Below are 23983 nucleotides of genomic sequence, written 5' to 3' on the forward strand. Positions count from 1 at the left end.
CGACGTCAATCAATGTCTGAAGGAAGAATGGAGCGGGTGAAGCGATTCGAACGCTCGACCCCAACCTTGGCAAGGTTGTGCTCTACCCCTGAGCTACACCCGCTCATAACCTCGATCCTGGGGTAGTGTCTGGATCGTGGGCCGTCCGTCTTGCGGCGACGGGCGCTATATGGCCCAACCGATTTTCAAATGCAACAGGGAAATGACGGATCGGCGCGAAAAAAATTCGACAAGGGCACAACGACCTGAGAAAGCTCAGCTTTTCCGGGCTTTCGCGGCGTACGAAAGATTGCGAAACGTCGGTCCTGGACCTATTGCTGAGGTGGAAATCCGATAGTGGGAGCTCAAGGCCCCGGACGATTCAGAGTGAGAACAGCCATGACGACAGCCAAAACCGCCGAAGACCTCTTTCGTTTCCTCGACGAACTCGGGATCGCACACAAGACGAAGACCCACCCGCCGGTTTTCACCGTCGCGGAATCGGTCTCGCTGCGCGATGAGATCCCCGGCGGTCACACCAAGAACCTGTTCGTCAAGGACAAGAAGGACAACTTCTTCCTGCTGACGGTCGAGGAGAATGCATCGGTGGACCTGAAGACGGTGCACACGATCATCGGCGCCGCCAGCAAGGTCTCCTTCGGCAAGCCGGAAAAGCTGATGGAATATCTCGGCGTCGTTCCGGGCTCGGTCACGGCCTTCGGTGCGATCAACGACACGGACAAGAATGTCACCTTCGTGCTCGACAAGGATCTGATGGAGCATGACATCATCAATTGCCATCCGCTCTCCAACGACGCGACGACCTCGATCGGCCGGGACGATCTCATCCGCTTCATGGAGGCAACCGGCCACACGCCGCTTGTCTTGAAAGTCTCGGGCTGACATACGATCTTAACGGCAAGAACGTCAGCCTCCCCAAAGGCTGCGAAACAGGCGGGAGATGCGAGAATGAGCGACTACGGCAACCCTTACGGCAGCTACGGCAACCAGACCATGACGGCCAAGGCGGAGTTCGGTGGCGCTCCTCAAGGCACGCCCGCAGCAGGCGACCTGATCAAGGATACGACGACAGCGAACTTCGCCCGCGACGTCATGGACGAATCGCGCAACCAGCCGGTTCTCGTCGATTTCTGGGCGCCCTGGTGTGGCCCGTGCAAGCAGTTGACCCCCATCATTGAAAAGGCCGTCAACGAAGCTGGTGGCCGCGTCAAGCTCGTCAAGATGAACATCGACGACCATCCGTCGGTCGCCGGCCAGCTTGGCATCCAGTCGATCCCCGCTGTGGTCGCCTTCGTCAATGGGCGCCCGGCTGATGGCTTCATGGGCGCGCTGCCCGAGAGCCAGGTGAAGGCCTTCATCGACAAGGTGGCAGGTCCGGCCGGCGCCGATCAGGCAGCTGAAATTGCCGCCGTGCTCGAAGAAGCCGCAGGCCTGCTTGCCGCTGGAGATATCGATGGTGCCGCCCAGCTGTTTGCCGCGATCCTCCAGGCCGACCCCGACAACACAAAGGCGATTGCCGGCCTTGCTGAATGCATGATCGGCGCCAACCAGCACCAGCGCGCCCGCGAACTGGTCAGCCAGTTGCCCGAAGATCTGGCCAAGGCCGCCGAAATCCAGGCCGTTCTCACTCGGCTGGATCAGATCGACGAGGCACGCAAGCTCGGTGATCCCGTGGCGCTGGAGCACACGCTGTCGCTGAACCCGGACGATCACGAGGCGCGCTTGAAGCTCGCCAAGATCCGCAATGTCGAAGGTCGCCGCGAGGAAGCCGCAGAACATCTGCTGCTGATCATGAAGCGCGACCGCACCTTCGAGGACGATGGTGCGCGCAAACAGCTGCTGCAATTCTTCGAGGTCTGGGGGCCGAAAGACCCGGCCACCATCATGGCGCGGCGCAAACTCTCGTCGATCCTCTTTTCGTGAGCCGCCGCCGGCCTTGAGTTTTGGCCGGCGCGACCCAGATAGAAGCAGGAACGAACGCCGGAATTTTCCGGACAGGATGTGCTTCGATGCAAGTGGGAAATGCCCGATATCTGACGGCTGCGGACCTCCCCGAGACGGTCGCGGTCTTCCCCATCTCCGGTGTGCTGCTGCTGCCGGGTGGTCAGCTGCCGCTCAACGTCTTTGAACCGCGTTACCTCGCGATGCTGGATGCGGCACTCTCCGGCAATCGACTGATCGGCATGATTCAGCCGGCGATGTCGGAGGTCCAGGCCAACATTCTGCCCGAGCGCCCACAGCTGGCGCCCGTCGGCTGCCTTGGCAGGATTACCTCCTTCAACGAAACCGGTGATGGCCGCTACATCGTGTCGCTTGCAGGGGTGTGCCGTTTCCGGCTGATGGACGAGGTGACGACCAGCAAGCCCTTCCGCAGCTTCCAGATCGCACCTTTCATCGCCGATCTGAGTTCGGCGGAAGACGAGGGACAGGTCAACCGTACCGGCCTCCTGGCGGCCTTCAAGGCCTATCTGGAGGCCAACAAGCTCGAAGCCGATTGGGAAAGCGTCGAGCGGGCATCGAATCTGACGCTGGTAAATTCCCTGTCGATGATGTCGCCGTTTGGCCCGCCTGAAAAACAGGCGCTTCTGGAGGCGCCCGACCTCAAGACGCGTGCCGAGACCCTGATTGCGATTACCGAAATTGTCCTCGCCCGGACCTTCGGTGATGCCGATACCATGTTGCAGTGACCCATGGCCGATAATCCGACCAGCCTCATCGATCCGAAGATGCTCGAACTTCTGGTCTGTCCTCTGACGCAGGGCACCCTGAAATGGGACCGGGAGAAGAGCGAGCTCGTCTCCGAGAAGGCGCGTCTCGCCTACCCCATCCGCGACGGAATACCGATCATGCTGGTTTCGGAAGCCCGCAAGCTGGAGATGCCCGCCTGAGCGGGCCTGCCCCTTTACCAGATCCGGAAACGAACGCTCAGATGCTCTGGCCGCCTAGAAGGCGCGGCCCGGCTTGCCCGGATGTGCCCGCAGCTTCGCGGATGAAATAGTTCTTCAGGCCCGGGATACGATCAACGACGCCAAGGCCGAAATCGCGCAGCACCCGGATCGGTGTGACATCGTTCGAGAACAGCCGGTTCAACACATCCGTTGTGACCCCCATGCGGAAAGTGTCGAAGCGCCGCCAGATCTGGTAGCGCTCGAGCACATTGACCGAGCCGATATCGAGACCCAGGCGGTCGGCCTCGACGATCGTCTCCGCAAGTGCCGCGACGTCCTTGAAGCCGAGATTGAGACCCTGGCCGGAGATGGGATGGATGCCATGCGCCGCGTCGCCGGCAAGCGCCAGACGCGGCGCGATGAAGGCGCGGGCAAGGGTCAGACCGAGCGGGAAGGCCCGACGGTCCGGCGTCGCACGGATGGTGCCGAGCTTGTGGCCGAAGCGACGCTCGAGCTCAGCCTCGAACAGCAGGTCGTCGGAGGCGACGAGCCTGTCGGCATCTTCCGTGCGCTCCGTCCAGACAAGTGACGAACGGTTACCCTTCAGCGGCAGGATGGCAAACGGACCGGCCGGCAGGAAGTGCTCCTCCGCCACGCCGTCATGCGGCCGCTCGTGCTCCACGGTGGTGACGATGCCGGATTGGCCATACTTCCAGGTGACGGTCTTGATGCCGGCGAGATCGCGCAGCTTGGATCGCACGCCGTCGCAGGCAATGACGAGGCGTGACGAAACGACGCTGCCATCCGAGAGCGTCAGTTCGGCACTCGGTCCGGTATCGCGAAAGCCGGTTGCCCGCAGTCCATGCCGGATGCTTATACCGCGTTCCTCGCAGGCCTGGCGCAACGCGGCGACCATGCTGACATTCGGAATCATGTGCGCGAAGGGCTGACCGTCTTCGACGGCACCATCGAAGGTCAGGAAGACCGGGCGCACGGGATCGGACGTTTTCGAATCTGTCACGATCATCCGGTTGATCGGCTGCGCATCCGGCTCGATCTGGTCCCAGAGCCCGAAAACATCGAGCATCTTGGTCGCAGCCGCAATGATCGCCGAGGCCCTCGGGTCCTTCTTCCACGCGTCCTCGGGCGCCGCTTCGACAACCTCGACGGCGAGATGCGGGGCCGCCTGCTTGATTGCGACTGCAGCGGAAAGACCGACATAGCCACCGCCGACGACGAGCACATCCAGCATGGCAAATTCCTTTGTTCTTGTAGACCTGATGACACCTATATAGATCAGCCTTGAACGGGTGCCTATAAGCGGAGCAATGCAATATGTCGCAGCCATCAGGCCAGACCAAACCGATGCAAGACCTGATCGAGCGTCTCGATCTGGAAAAGCTGGAGGAAAACCTGTTTCGCGGCAGCAGTCCGCAGAACGGCTGGCAGCGTGTGTTCGGTGGCCTGGTCATCGCACAAGCACTGATGGCGGCACAGCGCTGCGTCGACCCCGACCGCATCGTCCATTCGCTCCATGCCTATTTCATGCGCCCAGGCGATCCCTCCATCCCGATCGTCTACCAGGTCGAGCGCATCCGCGACGGCTCTTCCTTCACCACCCGCCGCGTTGTCGCGATCCAGCATGGCAAGGCGATCTTTTCCATGTCGGCCTCCTTCCAGATCGAGGAACCGGGCTTTGACCACCAGGTGAAGATCCCGAACGTCGCCGCACCGGAACAGCTGATGGGCGAAGCGGAGTTTCGCGCCGCCTTCCTCGCCCAGGCACCGGATACGGTGAAGAAATACTGGGGCCGCGAACGGCCGATCGAGATCCGCCCGACATCGCTGACCCACTATCTGTCCCGGGAGAAACTGGAACCGGAGGCCCATATCTGGGTGCGCGCATCCGGCATCGTTCCCGACGACAGGCACTATCAGGCGGCAATCCTTGCCTATCTCTCGGACATGACCCTGCTCGACACCTCGCTCTATGCGCACGGCACCTCAATCTTCGACCCCGAACTGCAGGTCGCGAGCCTCGACCACGCCATGTGGTTCCACCGTCCCTGCCGGCTGGACGACTGGCTGCTCTACACGCAGGACAGCCCCAGTGCGGCAGGCGCACGCGGCATGACCCGCGGCAGCATCTTCACACGTGACGGAAGACTGGTTGCCTCGGTGGCTCAGGAAGGGTTGATCCGCAAACGGGCAAATGACTAGATTTAAGCCAATCGCGATATTCTGCACAATTTATGTGCGCCCATTGCGCATTCATTTGCCTGTTTATTGGCTGTGTTTTTCATAGTCTTTAGATTTCAATAACTTATAGGCAATTCTGAATCTGGCACGCCTTTTGAATGTCATTGTCCAGTCGCTGCGCGAATGTTGCTGCGGGCGGCAAGGAGAGTCGGCTCCGAGCCGAGGACAAGCAAAGGATGGGAAACCAGATGAAGATTGTGATGGCTATCATCAAGCCGTTCAAGCTGGACGAGGTACGCGAGGCCTTGACGGCTGTGGGGATCCAGGGCCTGACCGTGACCGAGGTCAAGGGCTATGGACGCCAGAAGGGGCACACTGAAATCTACCGCGGCACCGAATACGCCGTCAGCTTTCTGCCGAAACTGAAGATCGAGATCGCAGTCTCGTCCGAGCTTGCCGACAAGGCCGTCGAAGCCATCGCTTCGTCCGCCAAGACCGGCCAGATCGGCGACGGGAAGATCTTTGTCTACGCGATCGATCAGGCCGTGCGCATCCGCACCGGCGAAACCAATACCGAAGCGCTGTAAGAACGGCTGTAAGGGGAGTTGTTACTGATGTCATTTGCCAATCTGAATTCCAATCTCGTGCGCCTTGGCGCCGCGTCCGCAGCAGTGCTGGCGCCGGTTGTCGCCTTCGCGCAGGAAGCAGCGCCTGCTGCAGCCGAAGCAGTTGCTGCGGCTCCGGTTCCGGACAAGGGCGACACCGCCTTCATGTTCCTCTGCACCATCCTCGTCCTGTTCATGCTGATCCCGGGCCTGGCTCTGTTCTATGGCGGTCTGGTTCGCGCCAAGAACATGCTCTCGGTTCTGATGCAGTGCACCGTCATCGGTTCGACCGTGATGCTCGCCTGGGTGATCTACGGTTACTCGTTCGCATTTGGCGGCTCTGAAAACGCCTATTTCGGCGGCTTCGCCAAGCTGTTCCTCTCGGGCGTCACGCCGGAAAGCACGGCAGCCACCTTCTCTGATGCCGTCATTCCGGAATACATCTTCATCATGTTCCAGATGACGTTCGCCGCCATCACGCCGGCCCTCATCGTCGGCGCCTTTGCGGAACGCATCAAGTTCTCCGCAGCTGTGCTCTTCTGCCTGCTCTGGGTCACCGTGGTCTACTTGCCGGTCGCTCACATGGTCTGGGATGCCAACGGCCTGATCTTCGGCTGGGGCGCGCTCGACTTCGCTGGCGGCACCGTCGTTCACATCAATGCCGGCGTGGCTGGTCTGATCGGTGCGATCATGCTGGGCAAGCGCACGGGCTATGGCAAGGACATGATGGCTCCGCATTCGATGACGCTGACGCTCGTCGGTGCAGCCATGCTCTGGGTCGGCTGGTTCGGCTTCAACGCAGGTTCCAACCTCGAAGCCTCTGGTGGCGCCATGCTGGCGACCGTCAACACCTTCATCGCAACCGCAGCCGCTGTCGTCTCCTGGTGCCTGGTTGAAACCTTCACCCGTGGCAAGGCTTCGATGCTCGGTGCAGCTTCCGGCATGATCTCCGGCCTCGTTGCAATCACCCCGGCAGCCGGCATCGCCGGCCCGATGGGCGCGATCGTCATGGGTCTCATGGTATCGCCGCTCTGCTACTTCTTCGTCGCCGTTGTGAAGAACAAGTTCGGCTATGACGACACCGCAGATGTGTTCGGCGTTCACGGTATCGGTGGCCTCTTTGGCGCCATCGCAACCGGCGTCTTCGCATCGGCTTCGCTGGGCGGCATCGGCTACGCTGAAGGCGTGACCATGGGCGGCCAGGTCATGACCCAGATCTATGCTGTCGTCGTCACCATTCTGTGGTGCGGCATTGGCTCGATCATCCTCTACAAGCTGGTCGATCTGATCGTCGGTCTGCGTGTGCCGGTTGAAGCCGAACGCGAAGGCCTCGACCTCGCCTCGCACGGCGAAGCTGCCTACCACAGCTAAGATCCCTCGGATCCTTGCGGTTCAAATGCGGCAACGCCCGGGTCTCATCACCCGGGCGTTTTTTATCGGGAATTGACGACGGCTCCCTGTCACGCATGGTTAATGCAGCATTAACCCTCGATCCTGTAGTCTAGCAGCTGGCGATCTCCGTCTTGGGCGGGGATCAATGTCATCACCGGCAACAGGACGGACAGAGACCCCATGAGCAGAAGCCATTCAGCAACGCTTCCGGAGCACTCGACGCGCTCGGCGTTGTCAGCCTTCCTGCTGCGCCAGATCCTGGCACTGACCGGCTTTGGTCTGTTTCTTCTTCTCGTGCTCGCAGTTGCGGCGCTCGCCACCTGGAACGTTTCGGATCCGAGCCTCTCCTATGCGACGGACAATCCGCCGACGAACATTCTCGGACTGTCCGGCGCAGTCTTTGCCGACCTGATGATGCAGTTCTTCGGGCTCGGCAGTCTTTTGGCGCTCCTGCCGGTCATGGCCTGGTCCTTTGCCCTCATCGGCGGACGCCGAGTGACCCGCATCCCGGCCCGCCTCGGTGCCTGGGTTGCAGGTGCCCTGGTGGCGGCAGCCGCCGTCGGCTGTTTTCCGCCGCCGCAGACCTGGCCCCTGCCGAGTGGAACAGGCGGCGTGCTCGGCGATCTCATTCTGCGCTTTCCGGCACTCTTCATCGGCGCCTATCCGACGTCGACATTCGCCATGATCCTGGGTGCGGTACTGGCCCTGCCGGCGACCTGGCTGATGCTATTTGCGGCCGGCATCGTCGGCAAGGCCGTCGAGCCGGCGGATGACGAGGAGCCGGTCGCGCCGCTCGTCCGCGCCAAGCCGAAGACACCCGTCTTCGAAGACGATGAGGAAGACGACGAACGCGAAGGCCCGATCGCTCTGGTCATGGGTGCGCTAACTCACAATTGGTACACGACGCGCGCCCGCGTCCGACGCCTGTTCGGATTGACCTCCAGCGATCGTCGCGAGCGCGATTTCGAACAGCCCTATGATTTCAACGATGACGAGTTCGGGACATTGAACGAGCCGGTGCGCGCCAAGGCGCCGCCGCTCAATGCCCGCGTCGAACCCTCTTTGGACGGTGCGCCTCTGCGCCCGACCGGCCGCTCGATCGTCTCCCCGCCTCCGATGTCGGCTGGACACTTCGATGACGACGAGGACGATTTTGGTCTCGACGATCTCCCGCGGCCGGCCGGCATCCTCTCCGACGACGGCGTGCGGTCGGCCCCGGCAAAGCCTGCCGGAGCCTCGCCGCGCGTTGCCGCACCCGCTGCACGGCCCAAGCCGGGCGCCCGCATGGAGCGCGACGCGCAGGGATCCTTCCTGCGTCCCGAAGGTTTCCAGTTGCCGTCCGTCCATCTTTTGGCCGAGCCGCGCGCCATTACGCGCGACGCCACGCTGTCTGCCGAGGCATTGGAGCACAATGCCCGCTTGCTCGAGGGCGTTCTCGACGACTTCGGCGTCAAGGGCGAGATCATCCATGTCCGGCCAGGCCCTGTCGTCACGCTCTACGAGCTCGAGCCGGCACCCGGCATCAAGTCGTCGCGCGTCATCGGCCTTGCCGACGACATTGCACGTTCGATGAGCGCAATTGCCGCCCGTGTTGCCGTGGTCCCCGGTCGCAACGCGATCGGCATCGAACTGCCCAACCAGACGCGTGAGACCGTTTACCTGCGTGAATTGATCGGCTCCCGCGACTTCGACGGCAACAAGGCAAAGCTTGCCATGGCGCTCGGCAAGACGATCGGCGGCGAACCCGTCATCGCCGACCTCGCCAAGATGCCGCATCTGCTCGTCGCCGGCACCACCGGTTCGGGTAAGTCGGTCGCCATCAACACGATGATCCTGTCGCTCCTCTACAAGATGACGCCGGAGCAGTGCCGCCTGATCATGATCGATCCGAAGATGCTGGAACTCTCCGTCTATGACGGCATCCCGCATCTTCTCTCTCCCGTTGTCACGGATCCGAAGAAGGCCGTGGTTGCGCTCAAATGGACCGTCCGCGAGATGGAAGAGCGCTACAAGAAGATGTCGAAGATCGGTGTCCGCAACATCGACGGCTTCAACGCCCGTGTCGCCCAGGCGCTCGAAAAGGGCGAGGTCCTGACCCGCACCGTGCAGACCGGCTTTGACCGCCAGACGGGCGAAGCGATCTACGAAACGGAAGAATTCGACCTGCAGCCCCTGCCCTATATCGTCGTCATCATCGACGAAATGGCCGACCTGATGATGGTGGCCGGCAAGGACATCGAAGGCGCCGTGCAGCGGCTTGCACAGATGGCCCGTGCAGCCGGTATTCACGTGATCATGGCAACCCAGCGCCCATCGGTCGACGTCATCACCGGTACGATCAAGGCGAACTTCCCGACCCGTATATCCTTCCAGGTGACGTCGAAGATCGACAGCCGGACCATTCTCGGCGAACAGGGGGCCGAACAGCTACTCGGCATGGGCGACATGCTCTACATGGCCGGTGGCGGGCGCATCCAGCGCGTCCACGGCCCCTTTGTCTCCGACCATGAGGTCGAAGAAATCGTTGCTTACCTCAAGACACAAGGGTCGCCGCAATATCTCGAAGCGATCACCGTCGACGACGACGAGGATGGCGAAGATGGCGGCGGTCCTATTGGAACCGGAAACCTCGGCGAATCGGATGACCCCTATGATCAGGCGGTCGCCATCGTGCTGCGTGACGGCAAGGCGTCGACCTCCTATGTCCAACGTCGTCTCGGCATCGGCTATAACCGTGCCGCCTCCCTGATCGAGCGCATGGAGAAAGAGGGCATCATCGGCCCTGCGAACCATGCCGGGAAACGCGAAATTCTGGTACCGACCGAAGAGTAGGCACCCAACCGGGTCCGGAATGGAACAAGCGGACGTGCGGACGAGTTGCCGCAGCGGCACAGGCGATGACGGTCATGAAGCCGCCGCCTTTTTCGGCGAGACCGAAAGCATATGAAGGAGTATCGCATGAAAGAAATCAAGGAACGCGGCGCCCGCCTCCCGATGTTGGCCAGCCGTCGCCAGTTCGTGCTGGGTACGGCTGCGATGATGGCTTGCGCCGCTCTGCCGTTCCCCGCCTTCGCACAGGCGGGCGCGGCCCAGCAGATCGCCGACCATTTCTCTAGCGTGAGCACCATGATGGGCGAATTCGTCCAGTTCGGTCCGCGGGGCGAGCAGACAGGCGGCAAGTTCTTCATCGAACGTCCGGGCAAGCTGCGCTTCAACTATGAACAGCCATCGCCGATGCGCGTGATTTCCGATGGCAAAAATGTCGTTATCGGCAATACCAAGCTGAAGACCTGGGATCTCTACCCACTCAACAAGACGCCGCTCAGCCTGCTTCTCGCCAACCGGATCGATCTCGGCAACCAGATGGTCCGCGACGTCAAGCAGGAAGCGGACCTGACGACGATCGTGCTCGGCGACCGGACGATCTTCGGCGATTCGACGATCACCCTGATGTTCGATCCGAAGTCCTACGAACTGCGCCAGTGGACGATCACCGATGTGCAGAAGAAGGATACGTCGGTGATGATCTTCAATGTGCAGAACGGCGTGCAGTTCGACCCGAGCGTGTTTGAAATTCCCTATGCCGAAGTCCACGGCCAGAAGCGCGGCGGCTAAGACATTCTGTTTCGACCTGTGGAGAAGGCGGCGGATCGCAACGGATCAGCCGCCTTTTCCTGTTCATGGGCACCTGAACACCTTAAGAAGCCAAGGGAACATTCAAGGCGGCCACGATGACACTCGCAATCACGACCTGGAACATCAACTCGGTGCGTCTGCGCCTGCCGATCGTCCAGGACTTCCTCAAGCGTGAAAATCCGGACATCCTGTGCCTGCAGGAAATCAAGTGCCAGAACGACCAGTTCCCGGCAGCGGAGATCGCAGAACTCGGCTATTCCAACATCGTGATCCATGGGCAGAAGGGCTACCACGGGGTGGCAATCTGCTCGAAACTGCCCTTGGCGGAGGACCACCGGCAGGATTACTGCGGCGTCGGCGACAGCCGGCACATCTCGGCAGTCTTCGAATGGGCCGGACGGAGGATCCGCCTGCACAATTTCTATGTGCCGGCCGGCGGCGACGAGCCGAACCGCGAGATCAACCCGAAATTCGGGCACAAGCTCGACTTCATCGAAGAGATGAAGGCCCTGTCCGCCGAGGCGGAACCGAACACGGGCTCCATTCTGGTCGGCGATCTCAACATTGCGCCGCTCGAACACGATGTCTGGTCTCACAAGCAGATGCTCAAGATCGTCAGCCATACGCCGGTTGAGACCGAAGGCTTGCTCGACATCATGCGTCAGGGCAAATGGGTCGACCTGATGCGCCAGCACGTACCGGCTTCGGAAAAGCTCTACACCTGGTGGAGCTATCGGGCGAAGGATTGGGCCGCAGCGGACCGAGGCCGCCGTCTCGATCACATCTGGTCGTCTGCGGATCTCGCGCCACTTCTGTCGCGCGTCGATATCCTCAAGGAAGCGCGTGGCTGGAACCAGCCTTCGGACCATGTTCCGGTGACGGCCCGCTTCCAGAATCCATAGCAGGCGATATAACGTCGGCTATTCAGGAGAATTTCGGCGCGAGTGCTTCCGCCCCGTCGATCAGAGCCGCGAGCGACTGCTTGATACGCCCCTCGACCTGGCGCGCCATCTGCGGATATTCCTCGAGCAGTCGGTGGAAGAGCGTGCGGGTGATCCTGATGACGTCGACATCCTCGACCGCAACGGCGGTGTATTTGCGCTCCACCATGGTGATCAGGGCAAGCTCGGACAACATGATCCCGGGTCCGACCCGGGCTTCCAGATGCGGCTTTCCATCCCGGCCGATGACATAGAGTTCGATATCGCCGCGAACGACGACATAGGCGCATTCTGCCGGCGCCTTTTCCCGGAAGAGAGCCTGCCCCGCTGCGACCTGCCTGTGCTCGGCACCGAAGGCGATCAGCCGCAACTGATCCTTGTCCAGACCGGAAAAGAGAGGCAGAGCCGACAAAAGCTCGATATCGTCGCTGAGTGACATGACGTTTCCTGGTCCGATCGGGCATCGTCGATACGCCCGCTGTCAGTCCATAACGCAAAACGGGGATGAAAACGACACAGAGGTCGCCTTCATCCCCGTCGCATTCTGATCCGTCGTTCAGGGAACGATCTTGTAGCCGCCGTTTTCGGTGACCAGGATTTCGGCATTCGAGGGATCGCGCTCGATCTTCTGGCGAAGCCGGTAGACATGGGTTTCGAGCGTATGGGTCGTCACGCCGGAATTGTAACCCCAGACCTCTTCGAGCAGAACATCGCGCGTCACCACTTTCTGGCCGGCGCGATAGAGATAGCGGATGATTGCGGATTCCTTTTCCGTCAGCCGGATCTTCTTGCCGTCCTCCGTCGTCAGCAGTTTCTGGCTCGGCTTGAAGAGATAGGGACCGACCCCGAACGTCGCGTCCTCGCTCTGCTCGAACTGGCGCAATTGCGCGCGGATACGGGCGAGCAGAACGGCGAAGCGGAACGGCTTTGTGACATAATCATTGGCACCCGCTTCGAGGCCGAGGATGGTATCGGAATCCGTGTCGTGACCCGTCAGCATGATCACCGGAGACTTGAAGCCGCCCTTGCGCAGGAGCTTGACCGCTTCGCGGCCATCCATGTCCGGCAGCCCGACATCCATGATCATCAGATCGATCTGGGCGGCTTTTGCCGTCTGCATGGCGCGGGTCGCATTGCTTTCCTGCATGAGCGCAAACTCTTCGTAGAGCGAGAGCTGCTCGACCAGGATCTGCCTCAGATCGTCGTCATCATCTACAAGCAGAATGGTCCGCGTCGTCATCCGTTATCCTTCCGAATTGGTCCCGTGCTCGGGTCTTGCTGCCCAAGTACACCGGATGTAAGCCTTACTCGCAGCCGTTTAAGGGCTATGAATACAACAATATTCACGAACAAGGCAAAAAGTCGTGACCAAGAGGCGGAAGGCAGCGAAAATCGCACGCTCAGCAGTCAAACGACTATTGGTCCGCCCCGCTCCCGGCAATCAAAGACAGGCTATTCTTCAGGCGGGATCACTGGTCTTTCGAGCGGCCCTCGGGCGCGGCGGCCGCACCAGTCGCAAGCGTGAGGGTGATGGCGCGACACCGATCGCGGTCATGCCTCTGCTCTTTGCCTATCGCCGGGGTGACCGAGGGCCCTGGCCCTCCACCCTCTTGAGCATGCGCCGATCATCATCCGACATGCTCTGGTGCGACGCAGTCGGCGACCCGAACTACAATCGCGCCGTCCGCGCGCCCTTCAAACCCAGTCATGAAACACTGCAGCGGACCGACGAGCTGTATGACGTCTGCATCGTGCTCGACTGGAACCTGCGAAGCCGCAAGCGCAGATGTGGTTCTGCGATCTTCTTCCACATCGCAAGACCCGGTTACACACCGACAGAGGGCTGCGTCGCCATCAGCCCGCGGGACATGCGCCGCCTGCTCCCGCATCTCGGTTCCCGCACCACGCTTCAGGTTCTCTGAACGGAGATTAAGGGCTTTTGGGCGGTTCGGCCCTTTCACCGATGGCGCAGCATCCTAAATGCCGGGAAGGCGGACGGCGCTTTTTTTTGCGCCTCTTCGTGACCGCCAACGATTTCGCGCCAAGCGCAACGAATGACACATCTGGAGATATTGATGACAGACCAAACGCATATTGCCCTGAACGACGGCGCCCGCATCCCCCAGGTGGGGCTGGGCGTCTGGCAGACCCCGAACGACGAAGCGGCTCCGGCCGTCAAGGCCGCGCTTTCGGCCGGCTATCGCCATGTCGACACGGCCGCCGTCTATGAAAATGAAGAGGGCGTCGGCGAAGGCATCCGCCAGTCCGGGATCGACCGGTCGGAAATCTATCTCACGACCAAGCTCTGGAACACCGAACAAGGCTATGACCAGACGCTGAAAGCCTTCGATGCCAGCCTGAAGCGGCTGGGAACCGATTATGTCGACCTCTATCTCATCCATTGGCCTTCGGCTCATCGTGGCCTCTTCGTCGACACCTGGAAGGCATTCGTGAAGCTGAAGGAAGAAGGACGCGCAAAGTCCATCGGCGTGTCCAACTTCTATCCGGAGCACATCGAGAAGATCATCGCCGAGACGGGCGTAACCCCGGTCATCAACCAGATCGAACTTCATCCGGACTTCCAGCAGCGCGAGGCGCGCGCCTTCCATGAGAAGCATGGCATTGCGACGCAATCCTGGAGCCCGCTGGGCCAAGGCAAGCTGCTCGGTCATTCTACCATTGCCGATATCGCCGCCAAGCTCGGTCGCACGCCGGCTCAGGTCATCATCCGCTGGCACATCGACAATGGTCTTGTGGTCATTCCGAAATCGGTCACGCCGTCGCGGATCAGCGAGAACTTCAAGGTCTTCGACTTCAAATTGTCTGCGGAAGATCTGGATACGTTAAACGGTCTCGACGATGCGGGCGCCCGTATCGGACCGGATCCAAAGACGGCAACTTTCTGATTCACGTGAGACACTGCGGACCGACATGAGACGGGCCGCCTCCCGAGAAGGAGGCGGCCCGTTTGCCGTTCACTGTTTGACGGCCGAATCCCAGTGCTCGTCGGCCTTGCCATCGACGATCCGCCAGGTGTCGTACCATGTAGTGGTGTAGGTCTTCGACGGATCCTTGGGATCCTTCTCCTCACGGACGATGCCGACGGTCACCAGATCGCCCTCGGCTGTGACGAAAGCCACGGGGGTCGAAAGCTTCTCGGGGATCGGTTTCTTCTCGACTTTCAGGACCTCTGTGAAAAACGCGACGACGGTATCCCGGCCCGACGCGACGTTCGGATTGTGCTGGATGTAACGCTCCGTCAAAAAGCGGTCGGCCTGGTCCCAGTGCCCGGCCTCCAGAAGGTCCCGCATGATGTGATAGACGACCTGCTTGTTGGCATGCAGCTTTGGATCGGCGCTCGTGAACAGAGCCTCCTTGTCGGCCGCGGCAACCACAGCCTCCTGAGCGAAAACCGGTGCGGGATGGGCCAGCAGTGAAAACAGGCTGAGGGTAACGGCAAGAACGGCCGATTGCTTGATCATGGTTTCAACCTCAAAGACAGCAAGGGAAGACCATCCGTTGATATCGCTTGATGCCCGATGCAGGTAGAAGGCAGTTTTTTCAGCCGAAGTCTGCAAAACAGAACCGCCACGAGATCTGCTCCACAAGAACAAGGAGCCGGAGATGCTCTCCTGTATGGGCGCTTCTTGCCATCCCTGAACAAGATGTGACACTGTGCGCTGCCACAATTCGGGAGATTTCCATGCTGTTTCGCCGCGCTGTCCTTGCCGGTCTCTCCGCTCTTGCCCTGCTGCCTCTTTCGGCCCATGCAACCGAACTGCCGGATCTCGGCGGCAAGACGGTCGTCGTGGTGACGGAAAATGCCTATCCACCGCTGCAGTTTGTCGACCCGAAATCGGGTCAGCAGATCGGCTGGGAATATGATGCGATGAACGAGATCGCCAAGCGGCTGAATTTCACCGTCGAGTATCAGAACACCTCCTGGGATGCGATGATTCAGGCCGTGTCGGACAACCAGTTTGAGATCGGCATGACCGGCATCACGATCAAGGAAGACCGCAAGGAGAAGGTCGATTTCTCCGACCCTTACATGCGCTCCGAGCAGTTCATGCTGGTTCGCGGTGACGAGAGCCGGTTTACCGACGGCAAGAGCTTCGCCGCCGTTGAAGACGGTCTTGTTGGCGCACAGCCGGGCACGACCCCCTTCTACACGGCCGTTTATGAGATCCTCGACGGCAACGAGCAGAACCCGCGCATCAAGCTGTTCGAAACCTTCGGCGCGACCGTCCAGGCACTGAAGACCGGTGACGTCGACGTGGTGCTGACGGACGGCACCGCCGGCAAGGGCTATGTCGATGCCTCGAATGGCGGGCTGAAGCTCGTCGGTGGCCCGCTCGGTTCGGAAGACTTCGGCTTCATCTTCCCGAAGGGCTCCGAACTCGTCGCTCCCGTCAATGCTGCGATCGCCGCGATGAAGGCCGACGGCACCATCGAGACGCTGAACAAGAAGTGGTTCCTAGACTACAAGATGGGCGAATGAACCGCGTCCGTGCCTGCGACCTGAAGACGGGTGACTGATGGCATTTCAGACCCTTCCCCAGGGTGACCAGAAAGGCGATCGGCCCTGGTGGCTGATCGCCTTCCTTGTGCTGGCGGCAGCCCTTGCTGGCGTCATCTTCGTCAGCGACCTCTATGCCCAGGTCTTCAACACGGTGGCCAAGGGGCTCTGGGTGACGATCTTCGTCACGCTGATCGGCTTTACCCTGGCGACGGCGCTTGGCCTGCTGATTGCACTCATGGGAATGTCGGACAGCCTTGTCCTGCGCCAGATCGCCCGTTTCTACGTCGAAGTGGTGCGCGGCATTCCGATCATCGTCTTGCTCTTCTACATCGCCTTTGTCGGTGCGCCCGGCTTCGTCGCGCTCTACAACCTCGTAACGTCACCCCTCGTATCGGCGGGCCTTGCCGAGCCGATGGTGGTGCGTGACATCTCCCTGATGTGGCGTGCGATCATTGCGCTGATGATCGGCTATTCGGCCTTCATCGCCGAAATCTTCCGCGCCGGGATCCAGTCGATCGACAAGGGTCAGATCGAGGCGGCCAAGGCGCTTGGCTTGAGCCGCGGCCAGCGCTTTCGTCTGGTGGTCTTCCCTCAGGCGATCCGCGTCATCTTCCCACCTCTGTCGAACGACTTCGTGGCCATGGTGAAGGATTCATCCCTCGTTTCGGTCCTCGGGGTTGCCGACATCACCCAGATGGGCAAGGTCTACGCCTCCGGCTCGTTTCGCTTCTTCGAGACCTATTCAATCGTGGCCTATGTCTATCTGGTGCTCACAATCGGCCTGTCGATCCTCCTGCGAGGCTTTGAACAGCGCATGAGGGAGCGTCGCGGATGAAGCTCCCTTCACTTGGCGGCACAGCGACGACCATCAACCGGGTCCGCTATTATGCGACGGGAATTGCCCGTCACGCGTTGCCGAGGGAGTGGTTTCTACAAAGAAGCAAGTCGATCCTGCGCGATCTGGAAGACGCGCCGGAACTCGATGAACTCGTTCGGCGCGCGAATTACTGCAACAAGTTGGGTCACGGTGTCGCAAAACCGGGTGTGAGGCTTGATGCAGTCGATCGAGGCCGGAGCCGCTACTACTTCGATCTGGACGAGTATCTGCGCTACTTTCCCACCCAACTGAAGGTCAACTATCTCTTCGGTGACGTGACCTGGGTTCCGAACGCGCCAAGCCTTGTCAAAAGTCGCCCGACTGACGGGGAGAACGGAAACTCCGTGCTTCTGAACCTCGACAAGCTCAGGCATTTCCGGCTGTGCTACGATGACACGCCCTGGGAGAAGAAGAAGCCCATGGCCGTGTGGCGCGGAGCGCTCAACAATCCGCTGCGCTCTGAACTGCTCCGCCGGCATCATGAGAGCGCGTTTGCCGATGTCGGCCATGTCGGGGACACCAAGGAGGGCTTCAGGTCAAAAGGATTTCTGAGCCCGCAGGACCAGATGGGTTATCGCTATATCCTGTCCATCGAGGGCTTCGATGTCGCCACCAACCTGAAATGGATCATGGCCTCCGGCAGTGTTTGCGTGATGCCAAAGGGGCGCTACGAGACATGGTTCATGGAAGGCGGCCTGATCCCCGACTGCCACTTCGTCGAGGTGCGCCCCGATTTCAGCGACCTAGAAGACAAGATTGCGGCGCTGGAACGGGATCCGCTTTGGGCACAGGACATCGTGGCGAACGCCAACGCCTATGTTGCCTCGTTCTGCGATCGAAAGACCGAGCGCAAGATCTCCCTGCTGGTGCTCCAGAAATATTTCGAAGCGACGGGACAGCTTCCCCCGTCAGCCTTCAGCCACCTTTTCTTTCAGCAGACGCGCGAATTTCAGCCTGGATGAACCGTCAATAGGTTTCAGGGACATACATGTCCGCCGGCACGGGATGGCGGATATAGTCCTCATTGCGCACCCGCGCGGGAAGCTCGATCGTTTCCTTCGGCACATGCTCGTAAGGCACCTGCTTCAGCAGATGCGCGATCATGTTGAGACGCGCCTTCTTCTTGTCGACGGCCTGGACGACCCACCAGGGTGCCTCCGGGATATGCGTGCGCTCCAGCATCTCTTCCTTGGCGCGGGTATAGCTTTCCCAGTGTACCCGGCTTTCGAGATCCATCGGCGAGAGCTTCCACTGCTTCAGGGGATCGTTGATCCGCATCCGGAAGCGGAATTCCTGCTCCTCGTCGGTGATCGAGAACCAGTATTTGACGAGGATGATGCCGGAGCGCACCAGCATGCGTTCGAATTCCGGGACGGAGCGGAAGAACTCTTCGAGCTCGTCCGGCGTGCAGAAACCCATGACCCGCTCGACACCGGCGCGATTGTACCAGGAGCGGTCGAACAGCACCATTTCACCCGCCATCGGCAGATGCTGCACATAGCGCTGGAAGTACCATTGGCTGCGCTCGCGCTCGGTCGGCGCCGGCAGGGCGACGACCCGGCAGACGCGCGGGTTGAGCCGCTGGGTCACGCGTTTGATCGCGCCTCCCTTGCCAGCCGAATCACGGCCCTCGAACAGCACGACCACTTTCAGCTTCTTGTATTGAACCCAGTCCTGCAGCCGAACCAGCTCGTGCTGGAGGCGAAAGAGTTCGCGAAAGTAGATCTTCCGGTCGATCATCGGTTCGGACATGCCGTCGGCGACGAGCTGGTCGAGACGATCCTCCTCCAGCTGCTGCTCCAGTTCCTCGTCGAAGCTGTCGAGGAGTTCGGTCTTGATGCGGTGGATCTCTTCGTTCATGGCGCCGGTTCCGAATGGAGTTCGATACTGACGAAGATCAATCATGCTTGCAAGAAAGCTTCATGACAGTCGCATGTCATGGGGCACTCGAAGCAATTGCCGACATTCATGAAAACTGGTATGACGCCGGTCATGGGATCGAAATTCGGATGCCTCGCGAACCAGTTCATCGTGCTGCAGGACCACAAGCGTCTGCCGGCACGCTTCTTCGCGCGCGTTCAAGGGGCCCTTGCGAGCCTTCGCGGCTGAGCTCCTGCGACCGGACAACCGGCGCGATAAGACCTCACACTTCAAGAAATCCCGTTACTTCAGTCTGGATGGAACTCACCCATGAGCGCACCTCGCACCCTTTACGACAAGATCTGGGACGACCACGTCGTCGATCGTCAGGATGACGGCACCTGTCTTCTCTATATCGACCGTCACCTCGTGCATGAAGTGACGAGCCCGCAGGCCTTCGAGGGTCTGCGCATGGCAGGCCGCAAGGTCCGCGCCCCGCAGAAGACGCTGGCAGTCGTCGACCACAATGTCCCGACCTCGCCGGACCGCCACCTTGGCATCAAGAACGAGGAAAGCCGCATCCAGGTCGAGGCGCTTGCCACCAACGCAGCCGAATTCGGCGTCGAATACTACTCGGCTTCCGACAAGCGTCAGGGCATCGTGCACATTGTCGGTCCGGAACAGGGCTTTACCCTGCCGGGCATGACCATCGTCTGCGGTGACAGCCATACCTCGACGCATGGCGCTTTCGGTGCACTCGCGCATGGCATCGGCACGTCCGAGGTCGAGCACGTGCTCGCCACCCAGACGCTGATCCAGAAGAAGGCGAAGAACATGCTGGTGCGCGTCGACGGGAAGTTGCCCGAAGGCGTCACGGCCAAGGACATCATCCTCGCCATCATCGGCGAGATCGGCACGGCCGGCGGCACCGGCCACGTCATCGAGTTCGCTGGCGAAGCGATCGAAGCCCTGTCGATGGAAGGCCGTATGACCGTCTGCAACATGACGATCGAAGGCGGTGCCCGCGCCGGTCTCATCGCGCCTGACGAAAAGACCTTCGAATACATCAAGGACAAGCCGCGCGCGCCCAAGGGCGAAGCCCTCGAGCAGGCGCTTGCCTACTGGAAGACGCTGAAGTCCGACGAAGGCGCGCATTTCGATCGCGTCGTCGTGCTCGATGCGGCGAACCTGCCGCCGATCGTTTCCTGGGGCTCTTCGCCGGAAGACGTCGTCTCCGTCGAAGGCGTCGTTCCCAACCCGGATGAGATCGCGGATGAAAACAAGCGCACCTCCAAATGGCGTGCACTCGACTACATGGGCCTGAAGCCGGGCACCAAGATCACTGATATCGCGGTTGATCGCGTTTTCATCGGCTCCTGCACCAATGGCCGCATCGAGGACCTGCGCGAAGTGGCCAAGGTCGTCGAAGGCAAGACGGTCGCCTCGACTGTTTCCGCCATGATCGTTCCGGGCTCTGGCCTCGTTAAGGAACAGGCGGAAGCCGAAGGCCTCGACAAGATCTTCAAGGCTGCCGGCTTCGACTGGCGCGAGCCGGGCTGCTCCATGTGCCTCGCCATGAACGACGACCGCCTGAAGCCGGGCGAGCGTTGCGCCTCGACCTCGAACCGCAACTTCGAAGGCCGCCAGGGCTTCAAGGGCCGTACCCACCTGGTATCGCCGGCCATGGCAGCCGCAGCCGCCGTTGCCGGCCACTTCGTCGACATCCGCAGCTTCAAGTAAGTCGGCATCAGACGGATGACATCAATGACCGTCCGCTGAAAAGCGGGCGGTTTCTTTTTGGCGCCCCGTTGCAAAGGCAGGCGAAGCGGCTATCGTCGCGATGTCGTAAAACTGTCACATACCGCCCGCGGAACTCCCATGAACATCAGTGAATTTGCCCTCTCGCACCGCCGGTCGCGATCGTGAGTGCCGTTGCCATTGGGCTGGCGCTCGTCGCCGCGATCCTGCACGCCAGCTGGAATGCGTTCTTGAGGACCGGAGCCGATCGACTCTGGTCGATCACCGTCATGAGCCTGACCGGAAGCATCATCACGCTTCCCCTACTCTTTACCGTTGCCATCCCGGGCGCCGCCGCGTGGCCCTATATCCTGGCCTCGGCAGGTCTGCAGGTGGGTTACAGCCTGTTCCTGGTCGCAGCCTACAGGCATGGCGAGCTCGGCCAGGTCTATCCCATCGTTCGCGGCACCGTGCCTCTGCTTGTCACGCTGGGTGGCCTCGTCTTCTTTGGTGAGGTACTGGGACCCTGGCAAACACTGGGCGTGATCCTGATCGCGACCGGCATCATGAGCCTGTCGCTGGGCAAAACCCGGGCTGCAACTTCGTCGATCCTCTTTGCGCTGACGACCGGCCTCATCATCGCCTGCTATTCGACGGTCGATTCGCGCGGCGTGAAGCTGGTCGAAGAACCCATCGCCTATGCTCTCTGGGTGCTCTTTCTCTTTGGCATCATGATCACGATCGCCTTTGCCGTGACACGCAGGGGCCTGGTGATCGACCTGCGCTCGCCGCTGACCTGGAAGGCGGCCGGCGGAGGCGTCGTTGCCATGTTCGCCTATGGCCTCGTCGTCGTGGCCTACGCCTATGCCCCGGCGGGCCTCGTCACGGCGGTGCGCGAAACGAGCGTTGTCTTCGCGGTTCTGATCGGCGCGCTACTGCTGGGTGAGCCTCTGACGTTCCGGCGCCTGGTGGCATGCGTCATCGTGGCCGGCGGCGCTATCAGCGTCAGTCTCTGACAGACCGCCCAAACGAAAAAAGGCTCCGGAAACCGGAGCCTTTCGTCATTTCGTATGCTGGCAGCTGCTTATTCGGCAGAAGCTTCTGCGGCTGCTGCAGCTTCAGCGGCAGCGGCCTTTTCAGCGGCTTCGGCTGCTGCCTTTTCGGCGGCCAGTGCCTGTGCTGCGGCGACCTTCTCGGCTTCCAGACGTGCCTTTTCTTCGGCAACGGCGGCGCGTTCGGCGTCGTTCAGCTTGCGAGCGCGGGTGCCGGTGTTCTCGACGATACGAGCCGACTTGCCGCGACGATCGCGCAGGTAGTAGAGCTTGGCGCGACGGACCTTACCGCGGCGAACGATTTCGACGCTTTCGACGAGCGGCGAGTAGACCGGGAATACGCGCTCGACGCCTTCGCCGTAGGAGATCTTGCGAACCGTGAAGCTCTCGTTGATGCCGCCGCCCGAACGAGCGATGCAAACGCCTTCATAGGCCTGTACGCGGGTACGGTTGCCTTCCTTGACGGTAACGTTGACGCGGACCGTGTCGCCCGGGGAGAATTCCGGAAGCTTGCGCTTGGCTTCGATCTTGGCGGCCTGTTCGGCTTCCAGCTGCTGAATGATGTTCATGTCTAACCTCGGTTTTCTTCTGAAACAGCCAGAGCGCTCAACGATGATCCCTTGGAACGAGCCTGAGGATATTGACCCTGACGGGCCGGAGCGAATTCGCAGTTCTTTGTTGTGGCAGACGGGCGAAGAGCCCATTTCCGAGGCGGCCAATACACCAAGACGCTCCGCTTGTCACCCCTAACGCGGCGAATTTTTGCATGGCCGATCCCGTGCGAAGCCTTGCGGCGCAGGAACTCTCCTCCTATCACGTCCTCCTCATCACGGTGGAGATAGTTCGCATGTCTATGGCTCTGATCGCCCTGCTCTTCGCATCCGGCTTTCTTTCGGGAGCAGTGAATGCCATTGCGGGCGGTGGGACCTTCCTGACCTTCGGCGCGCTGACCCTCGCCGGCCTTCCCCCGATCAGCGCCAACGCGACCTCATCGGTCACGCAGTTTCCGGGCTATATCACCTCTACGCTTGCCTATCGCGCCGAGCTCAAGGAGATGAAGCGCGGCGCAATTGTGCTCGGCATCGTTTCGGCAGTCGGAGCGGTTGGCGGTTCGCTCTTCCTGATCTCGCTGTCGAACCCGGCCTTCCGCTCCATGGTCCCTTGGCTGCTGCTCGGTGCGACCGCTATTTTTGCAGCCGGCCCCAAGCTGAGGCCGAAGACCAAGGGTGAAAGCCATCCCGCAAGCCCTCTGGGCCTTGTGATGCAGGCTGTCACATCCTTTTACGGTGGCTTCTTCGGCGCTGGAATGGGCATCATGATGCTCGCCTCGCTGGGCTTGGCAAGCGGCGGCGACTATCACCGGCTGAACGCGCTGAAGAACTTCCTGTCGATCGTTATCGCGGCCGTCGCCATCGTGATCTTCGCCAGTGCAGGCGCACTATCCTGGCTGCATGCGGCCATCATGATCCCCGCTGTGGCGATGGGCGGTTATGCAGGCGTCGCGATGGCCAAGAAAGTGCCGCAGAACGTGCTGCGCTGGCTGGTCGTGGCGGCCGGACTTGGCCTTGCCGCCTACTACTTCTTGACCGGCTGATTGGGCAGCAGGTCAGGGCGCCGTTCGCGGGTAAGCTTCACCGCCTGCTCATGGCGCCATTTTTCAATGGCTGCGTGATTTCCCGACGTCAGCACTTCGGGAATTTCCCGCCCCTCGAATACCTGGGGGCGCGTGTATTGGGGATGTTCGAGCAGCCCGCCTTCGAAACTTTCATGCACGCCGGACAACTGGTTGCCCATCACGCCGGGCAAAATGCGCACCACTGCATCCAGCAGCGTCAGCGCTGCCGGCTCGCCGCCGGAAAGAATGTAATCACCGATCGAGACTTCTTCGAGCTGGCGCGCATCGATAACCCTTTGATCGACGCCTTCAAAACGACCGCAGACGATGACTACGCCCTCGCCTTCAGCGAGTTCCCGAACACGTTCCTGCGTCAGCGGACGACCGCGCGGGCTCATCAGCAGCCGCGGCCGTCCATCGTCGGCTATGGAATCAATTGCGCGCGCAAGCACATCGGGCCGAAGCACCATCCCGGCACCGCCGCCCGACGGCGTATCGTCAACGCTGCGGTGCTTGTCCTCGGCGAAATCGCGGATCTGGACTGCTTCGATCGCCCAGTCGCCCCGCTCCAGCGCCCGGCCCGCCAAGGCCAGTCCGAGATGGCCGGGAAACATGTCCGGATAGAGCGTCAGGATGGAGGCCTTGAAGGGCATGGCGCG

General features: G+C 61.0%; 26 protein-coding genes and 1 tRNA gene. 19 read left to right on the plus strand and 8 right to left on the minus strand.

The annotated features are described in order from the left end of the window. Positions 1–28 precede the first annotated feature (28 nt). Positions 29–103: transfer RNA gene (locus tag GH983_RS19400), tRNA-Gly, on the minus strand. A 275-nt stretch (positions 104–378) separates the two neighbouring features. Here GH983_RS19400 and GH983_RS19405 point away from each other — a divergent pair. From GH983_RS19405 to GH983_RS19420, 4 genes are all read left to right on the plus strand, one after another. After that, positions 379–882 (plus strand): prolyl-tRNA synthetase associated domain-containing protein, encoded by a 504-nt coding sequence (locus GH983_RS19405; RefSeq protein ID WP_054149808.1) that lies wholly within the window; start codon positions 379–381, stop codon positions 880–882. 66 nt (positions 883–948) lie between these two features. Continuing rightward, complete coding sequence (gene trxA / locus GH983_RS19410) at positions 949–1923, plus strand: thioredoxin (protein WP_153763270.1); 975 nt, start codon at positions 949–951, stop codon at positions 1921–1923. 86 nt (positions 1924–2009) lie between these two features. After that, positions 2010–2687, plus strand: coding sequence for an LON peptidase substrate-binding domain-containing protein (locus GH983_RS19415; protein ID WP_153763271.1), 678 nt, complete (start codon positions 2010–2012; stop codon positions 2685–2687). A 3-nt stretch (positions 2688–2690) separates the two neighbouring features. Continuing rightward, entirely contained in the window at positions 2691–2888 is a 198-nt protein-coding gene (locus GH983_RS19420; protein ID WP_054149805.1) for a Trm112 family protein, read from the plus strand. A gap of 37 nt (positions 2889–2925) precedes the next feature. Here the strand turns inward: GH983_RS19420 and GH983_RS19425 are convergent, their stop codons facing one another. Then, complete coding sequence (locus tag GH983_RS19425) at positions 2926–4140, minus strand: ubiquinone biosynthesis hydroxylase (protein WP_246727444.1); 1215 nt, start codon at positions 4138–4140, stop codon at positions 2926–2928. A gap of 83 nt (positions 4141–4223) precedes the next feature. Between GH983_RS19425 and tesB the strand changes: the two genes are divergently transcribed. From tesB to GH983_RS19455, 6 genes are all read left to right on the plus strand, one after another. Next, complete coding sequence (gene tesB, locus GH983_RS19430; RefSeq protein ID WP_153763272.1) at positions 4224–5108, plus strand: acyl-CoA thioesterase II; 885 nt, start codon at positions 4224–4226, stop codon at positions 5106–5108. 215 nt (positions 5109–5323) lie between these two features. After that, on the plus strand, positions 5324–5674 hold the full coding sequence (locus tag GH983_RS19435; protein WP_194842755.1) for a P-II family nitrogen regulator: 351 nt from the start codon (positions 5324–5326) through the stop codon (positions 5672–5674). A gap of 27 nt (positions 5675–5701) precedes the next feature. Continuing rightward, on the plus strand, positions 5702–7063 hold the full coding sequence (locus tag GH983_RS19440) for an ammonium transporter (protein ID WP_069042778.1): 1362 nt from the start codon (positions 5702–5704) through the stop codon (positions 7061–7063). A gap of 201 nt (positions 7064–7264) precedes the next feature. After that, positions 7265–9916: a DNA translocase FtsK gene (locus GH983_RS19445; protein ID WP_054149801.1), complete on the plus strand. Its 2652-nt coding sequence runs from the start codon at positions 7265–7267 to the stop codon at positions 9914–9916. Between the two features lie 126 nt (positions 9917–10042). Beyond that, on the plus strand, positions 10043–10699 hold the full coding sequence (locus tag GH983_RS19450; protein WP_054149813.1) for an outer membrane lipoprotein carrier protein LolA: 657 nt from the start codon (positions 10043–10045) through the stop codon (positions 10697–10699). A gap of 116 nt (positions 10700–10815) precedes the next feature. After that, the gene (locus GH983_RS19455; RefSeq protein WP_054149800.1) at positions 10816–11622 is read left to right on the plus strand and encodes an exodeoxyribonuclease III; all 807 of its coding nucleotides are present in this window, start codon (positions 10816–10818) and stop codon (positions 11620–11622) included. A gap of 22 nt (positions 11623–11644) precedes the next feature. Here GH983_RS19455 and GH983_RS19460 read toward each other — a convergent pair whose 3' ends face one another. Continuing rightward, on the minus strand, positions 11645–12100 hold the full coding sequence (locus GH983_RS19460) for a cyclic nucleotide-binding domain-containing protein (protein ID WP_153763274.1): 456 nt from the start codon (positions 12098–12100) through the stop codon (positions 11645–11647). 117 nt (positions 12101–12217) lie between these two features. Then, on the minus strand, positions 12218–12901 hold the full coding sequence (locus tag GH983_RS19465) for a response regulator transcription factor (RefSeq protein ID WP_054149798.1): 684 nt from the start codon (positions 12899–12901) through the stop codon (positions 12218–12220). 151 nt (positions 12902–13052) lie between these two features. On the opposite strand from GH983_RS19465, the gene GH983_RS19470 reads away from it, so the two are divergent. Together GH983_RS19470 and GH983_RS19475 are read left to right on the plus strand one after the other, a co-directional pair. Next, positions 13053–13583: a L,D-transpeptidase gene (locus tag GH983_RS19470; protein ID WP_371418498.1), complete on the plus strand. Its 531-nt coding sequence runs from the start codon at positions 13053–13055 to the stop codon at positions 13581–13583. A gap of 153 nt (positions 13584–13736) precedes the next feature. Then, positions 13737–14567: an aldo/keto reductase gene (locus GH983_RS19475; RefSeq protein ID WP_153763275.1), complete on the plus strand. Its 831-nt coding sequence runs from the start codon at positions 13737–13739 to the stop codon at positions 14565–14567. Positions 14568–14636: 69 nt separating this feature from the next. Here GH983_RS19475 and GH983_RS19480 read toward each other — a convergent pair whose 3' ends face one another. Continuing rightward, positions 14637–15143 carry a nuclear transport factor 2 family protein gene (locus GH983_RS19480; protein WP_153763276.1) on the minus strand — a complete coding sequence of 169 codons (507 nt, stop codon included), beginning with the start codon at positions 15141–15143 and terminating at the stop codon, positions 14637–14639. A 221-nt stretch (positions 15144–15364) separates the two neighbouring features. Here GH983_RS19480 and GH983_RS19485 point away from each other — a divergent pair, with 221 nt between their 5' ends. The 3 genes from GH983_RS19485 to GH983_RS19495 are packed head-to-tail and all read left to right on the plus strand — an operon-like array spanning position 15365 to position 18022. Further along, on the plus strand, positions 15365–16162 hold the full coding sequence (locus tag GH983_RS19485) for a transporter substrate-binding domain-containing protein (RefSeq protein WP_054149795.1): 798 nt from the start codon (positions 15365–15367) through the stop codon (positions 16160–16162). A gap of 37 nt (positions 16163–16199) precedes the next feature. Beyond that, on the plus strand, positions 16200–17018 hold the full coding sequence (locus GH983_RS19490) for an amino acid ABC transporter permease (RefSeq protein ID WP_069042773.1): 819 nt from the start codon (positions 16200–16202) through the stop codon (positions 17016–17018). Then, on the plus strand, positions 17015–18022 hold the full coding sequence (locus GH983_RS19495) for a glycosyl transferase family 90 (RefSeq protein ID WP_153763277.1): 1008 nt from the start codon (positions 17015–17017) through the stop codon (positions 18020–18022). The genes GH983_RS19490 and GH983_RS19495 overlap by 4 nt, the downstream gene beginning before the upstream one ends. Before the next feature lie 4 nt (positions 18023–18026). Here the strand turns inward: GH983_RS19495 and ppk2 are convergent, their stop codons facing one another. Further along, on the minus strand, positions 18027–18920 hold the full coding sequence (gene ppk2 / locus GH983_RS19500) for a polyphosphate kinase 2 (RefSeq protein ID WP_054150073.1): 894 nt from the start codon (positions 18918–18920) through the stop codon (positions 18027–18029). Between the two features lie 108 nt (positions 18921–19028). Here ppk2 and GH983_RS19505 point away from each other — a divergent pair, with 108 nt between their 5' ends. The 3 genes from GH983_RS19505 (at position 19029) to GH983_RS19515 (ending at position 21673) form a co-directional block, all read left to right on the plus strand. Beyond that, the gene (locus tag GH983_RS19505) at positions 19029–19169 is read left to right on the plus strand and encodes a hypothetical protein (protein WP_153763278.1); all 141 of its coding nucleotides are present in this window, start codon (positions 19029–19031) and stop codon (positions 19167–19169) included. Between the two features lie 81 nt (positions 19170–19250). Continuing rightward, positions 19251–20660: a 3-isopropylmalate dehydratase large subunit gene (leuC, locus tag GH983_RS19510; protein WP_054150072.1), complete on the plus strand. Its 1410-nt coding sequence runs from the start codon at positions 19251–19253 to the stop codon at positions 20658–20660. A gap of 182 nt (positions 20661–20842) precedes the next feature. After that, on the plus strand, positions 20843–21673 hold the full coding sequence (locus GH983_RS19515) for a DMT family transporter (protein WP_054150071.1): 831 nt from the start codon (positions 20843–20845) through the stop codon (positions 21671–21673). Positions 21674–21741: 68 nt separating this feature from the next. On the opposite strand, the gene rplS is transcribed toward GH983_RS19515, so the two are convergent. Further along, a complete protein-coding gene (gene rplS, locus GH983_RS19520) occupies positions 21742–22278 on the minus strand; it encodes a 50S ribosomal protein L19 (RefSeq protein ID WP_054150070.1) in 537 nt (178 codons plus the stop codon). Between the two features lie 278 nt (positions 22279–22556). Between rplS and GH983_RS19525 the strand changes: the two genes are divergently transcribed. Beyond that, positions 22557–23303, plus strand: coding sequence for a sulfite exporter TauE/SafE family protein (locus tag GH983_RS19525; RefSeq protein WP_054150084.1), 747 nt, complete (start codon positions 22557–22559; stop codon positions 23301–23303). Here the strand turns inward: GH983_RS19525 and trmD are convergent. After that, positions 23285–23977: a tRNA (guanosine(37)-N1)-methyltransferase TrmD gene (gene trmD, locus GH983_RS19530; RefSeq protein ID WP_069043992.1), complete on the minus strand. Its 693-nt coding sequence runs from the start codon at positions 23975–23977 to the stop codon at positions 23285–23287. The two genes, GH983_RS19525 and trmD, sit on opposite strands and share 19 nt — an antisense overlap. Positions 23978–23983 lie beyond the last annotated feature (6 nt).

It is taken from the genome of Agrobacterium sp. MA01 (genome assembly GCF_009650195.1).
GTDB lineage: Bacteria > Pseudomonadota > Alphaproteobacteria > Rhizobiales > Rhizobiaceae > Allorhizobium.

What these genes read in the sequence shown, in the direction of transcription:
- GH983_RS19415 (WP_153763271.1), top strand. Translation starts at nt 2,010, where the DNA reads ATGCAAGTGGGAAATGCCCGATATCTGACGGCTGCGGACCTCCCCGAG.
- GH983_RS19405 (WP_054149808.1), top strand. Translation starts at nt 379, where the DNA reads ATGACGACAGCCAAAACCGCCGAAGACCTCTTTCGTTTCCTCGACGAA.
- tesB (WP_153763272.1), top strand. Translation starts at nt 4,224, where the DNA reads ATGTCGCAGCCATCAGGCCAGACCAAACCGATGCAAGACCTGATCGAG.
- GH983_RS19480 (WP_153763276.1), bottom strand. Translation starts at nt 15,143, where the DNA reads ATGATCAAGCAATCGGCCGTTCTTGCCGTTACCCTCAGCCTGTTTTCA.
- GH983_RS19455 (WP_054149800.1), top strand. Translation starts at nt 10,816, where the DNA reads ATGACACTCGCAATCACGACCTGGAACATCAACTCGGTGCGTCTGCGC.
- GH983_RS19505 (WP_153763278.1), top strand. Translation starts at nt 19,029, where the DNA reads ATGAAAACTGGTATGACGCCGGTCATGGGATCGAAATTCGGATGCCTC.
- GH983_RS19435 (WP_194842755.1), top strand. Translation starts at nt 5,324, where the DNA reads ATGGGAAACCAGATGAAGATTGTGATGGCTATCATCAAGCCGTTCAAG.
- GH983_RS19440 (WP_069042778.1), top strand. Translation starts at nt 5,702, where the DNA reads ATGTCATTTGCCAATCTGAATTCCAATCTCGTGCGCCTTGGCGCCGCG.
- GH983_RS19445 (WP_054149801.1), top strand. Translation starts at nt 7,265, where the DNA reads ATGAGCAGAAGCCATTCAGCAACGCTTCCGGAGCACTCGACGCGCTCG.
- GH983_RS19485 (WP_054149795.1), top strand. Translation starts at nt 15,365, where the DNA reads ATGCTGTTTCGCCGCGCTGTCCTTGCCGGTCTCTCCGCTCTTGCCCTG.
- GH983_RS19460 (WP_153763274.1), bottom strand. Translation starts at nt 12,100, where the DNA reads ATGTCACTCAGCGACGATATCGAGCTTTTGTCGGCTCTGCCTCTCTTT.
- GH983_RS19475 (WP_153763275.1), top strand. Translation starts at nt 13,737, where the DNA reads ATGACAGACCAAACGCATATTGCCCTGAACGACGGCGCCCGCATCCCC.
- GH983_RS19420 (WP_054149805.1), top strand. Translation starts at nt 2,691, where the DNA reads ATGGCCGATAATCCGACCAGCCTCATCGATCCGAAGATGCTCGAACTT.
- GH983_RS19490 (WP_069042773.1), top strand. Translation starts at nt 16,200, where the DNA reads ATGGCATTTCAGACCCTTCCCCAGGGTGACCAGAAAGGCGATCGGCCC.
- rplS (WP_054150070.1), bottom strand. Translation starts at nt 22,278, where the DNA reads ATGAACATCATTCAGCAGCTGGAAGCCGAACAGGCCGCCAAGATCGAA.
- GH983_RS19425 (WP_246727444.1), bottom strand. Translation starts at nt 4,140, where the DNA reads ATGCTGGATGTGCTCGTCGTCGGCGGTGGCTATGTCGGTCTTTCCGCT.
- GH983_RS19450 (WP_054149813.1), top strand. Translation starts at nt 10,043, where the DNA reads ATGAAAGAAATCAAGGAACGCGGCGCCCGCCTCCCGATGTTGGCCAGC.
- GH983_RS19465 (WP_054149798.1), bottom strand. Translation starts at nt 12,901, where the DNA reads ATGACGACGCGGACCATTCTGCTTGTAGATGATGACGACGATCTGAGG.
- leuC (WP_054150072.1), top strand. Translation starts at nt 19,251, where the DNA reads ATGAGCGCACCTCGCACCCTTTACGACAAGATCTGGGACGACCACGTC.
- trxA (WP_153763270.1), top strand. Translation starts at nt 949, where the DNA reads ATGAGCGACTACGGCAACCCTTACGGCAGCTACGGCAACCAGACCATG.
- GH983_RS19495 (WP_153763277.1), top strand. Translation starts at nt 17,015, where the DNA reads ATGAAGCTCCCTTCACTTGGCGGCACAGCGACGACCATCAACCGGGTC.
- trmD (WP_069043992.1), bottom strand. Translation starts at nt 23,977, where the DNA reads ATGCCCTTCAAGGCCTCCATCCTGACGCTCTATCCGGACATGTTTCCC.
- ppk2 (WP_054150073.1), bottom strand. Translation starts at nt 18,920, where the DNA reads ATGAACGAAGAGATCCACCGCATCAAGACCGAACTCCTCGACAGCTTC.
- GH983_RS19525 (WP_054150084.1), top strand. Translation starts at nt 22,557, where the DNA reads ATGTCTATGGCTCTGATCGCCCTGCTCTTCGCATCCGGCTTTCTTTCG.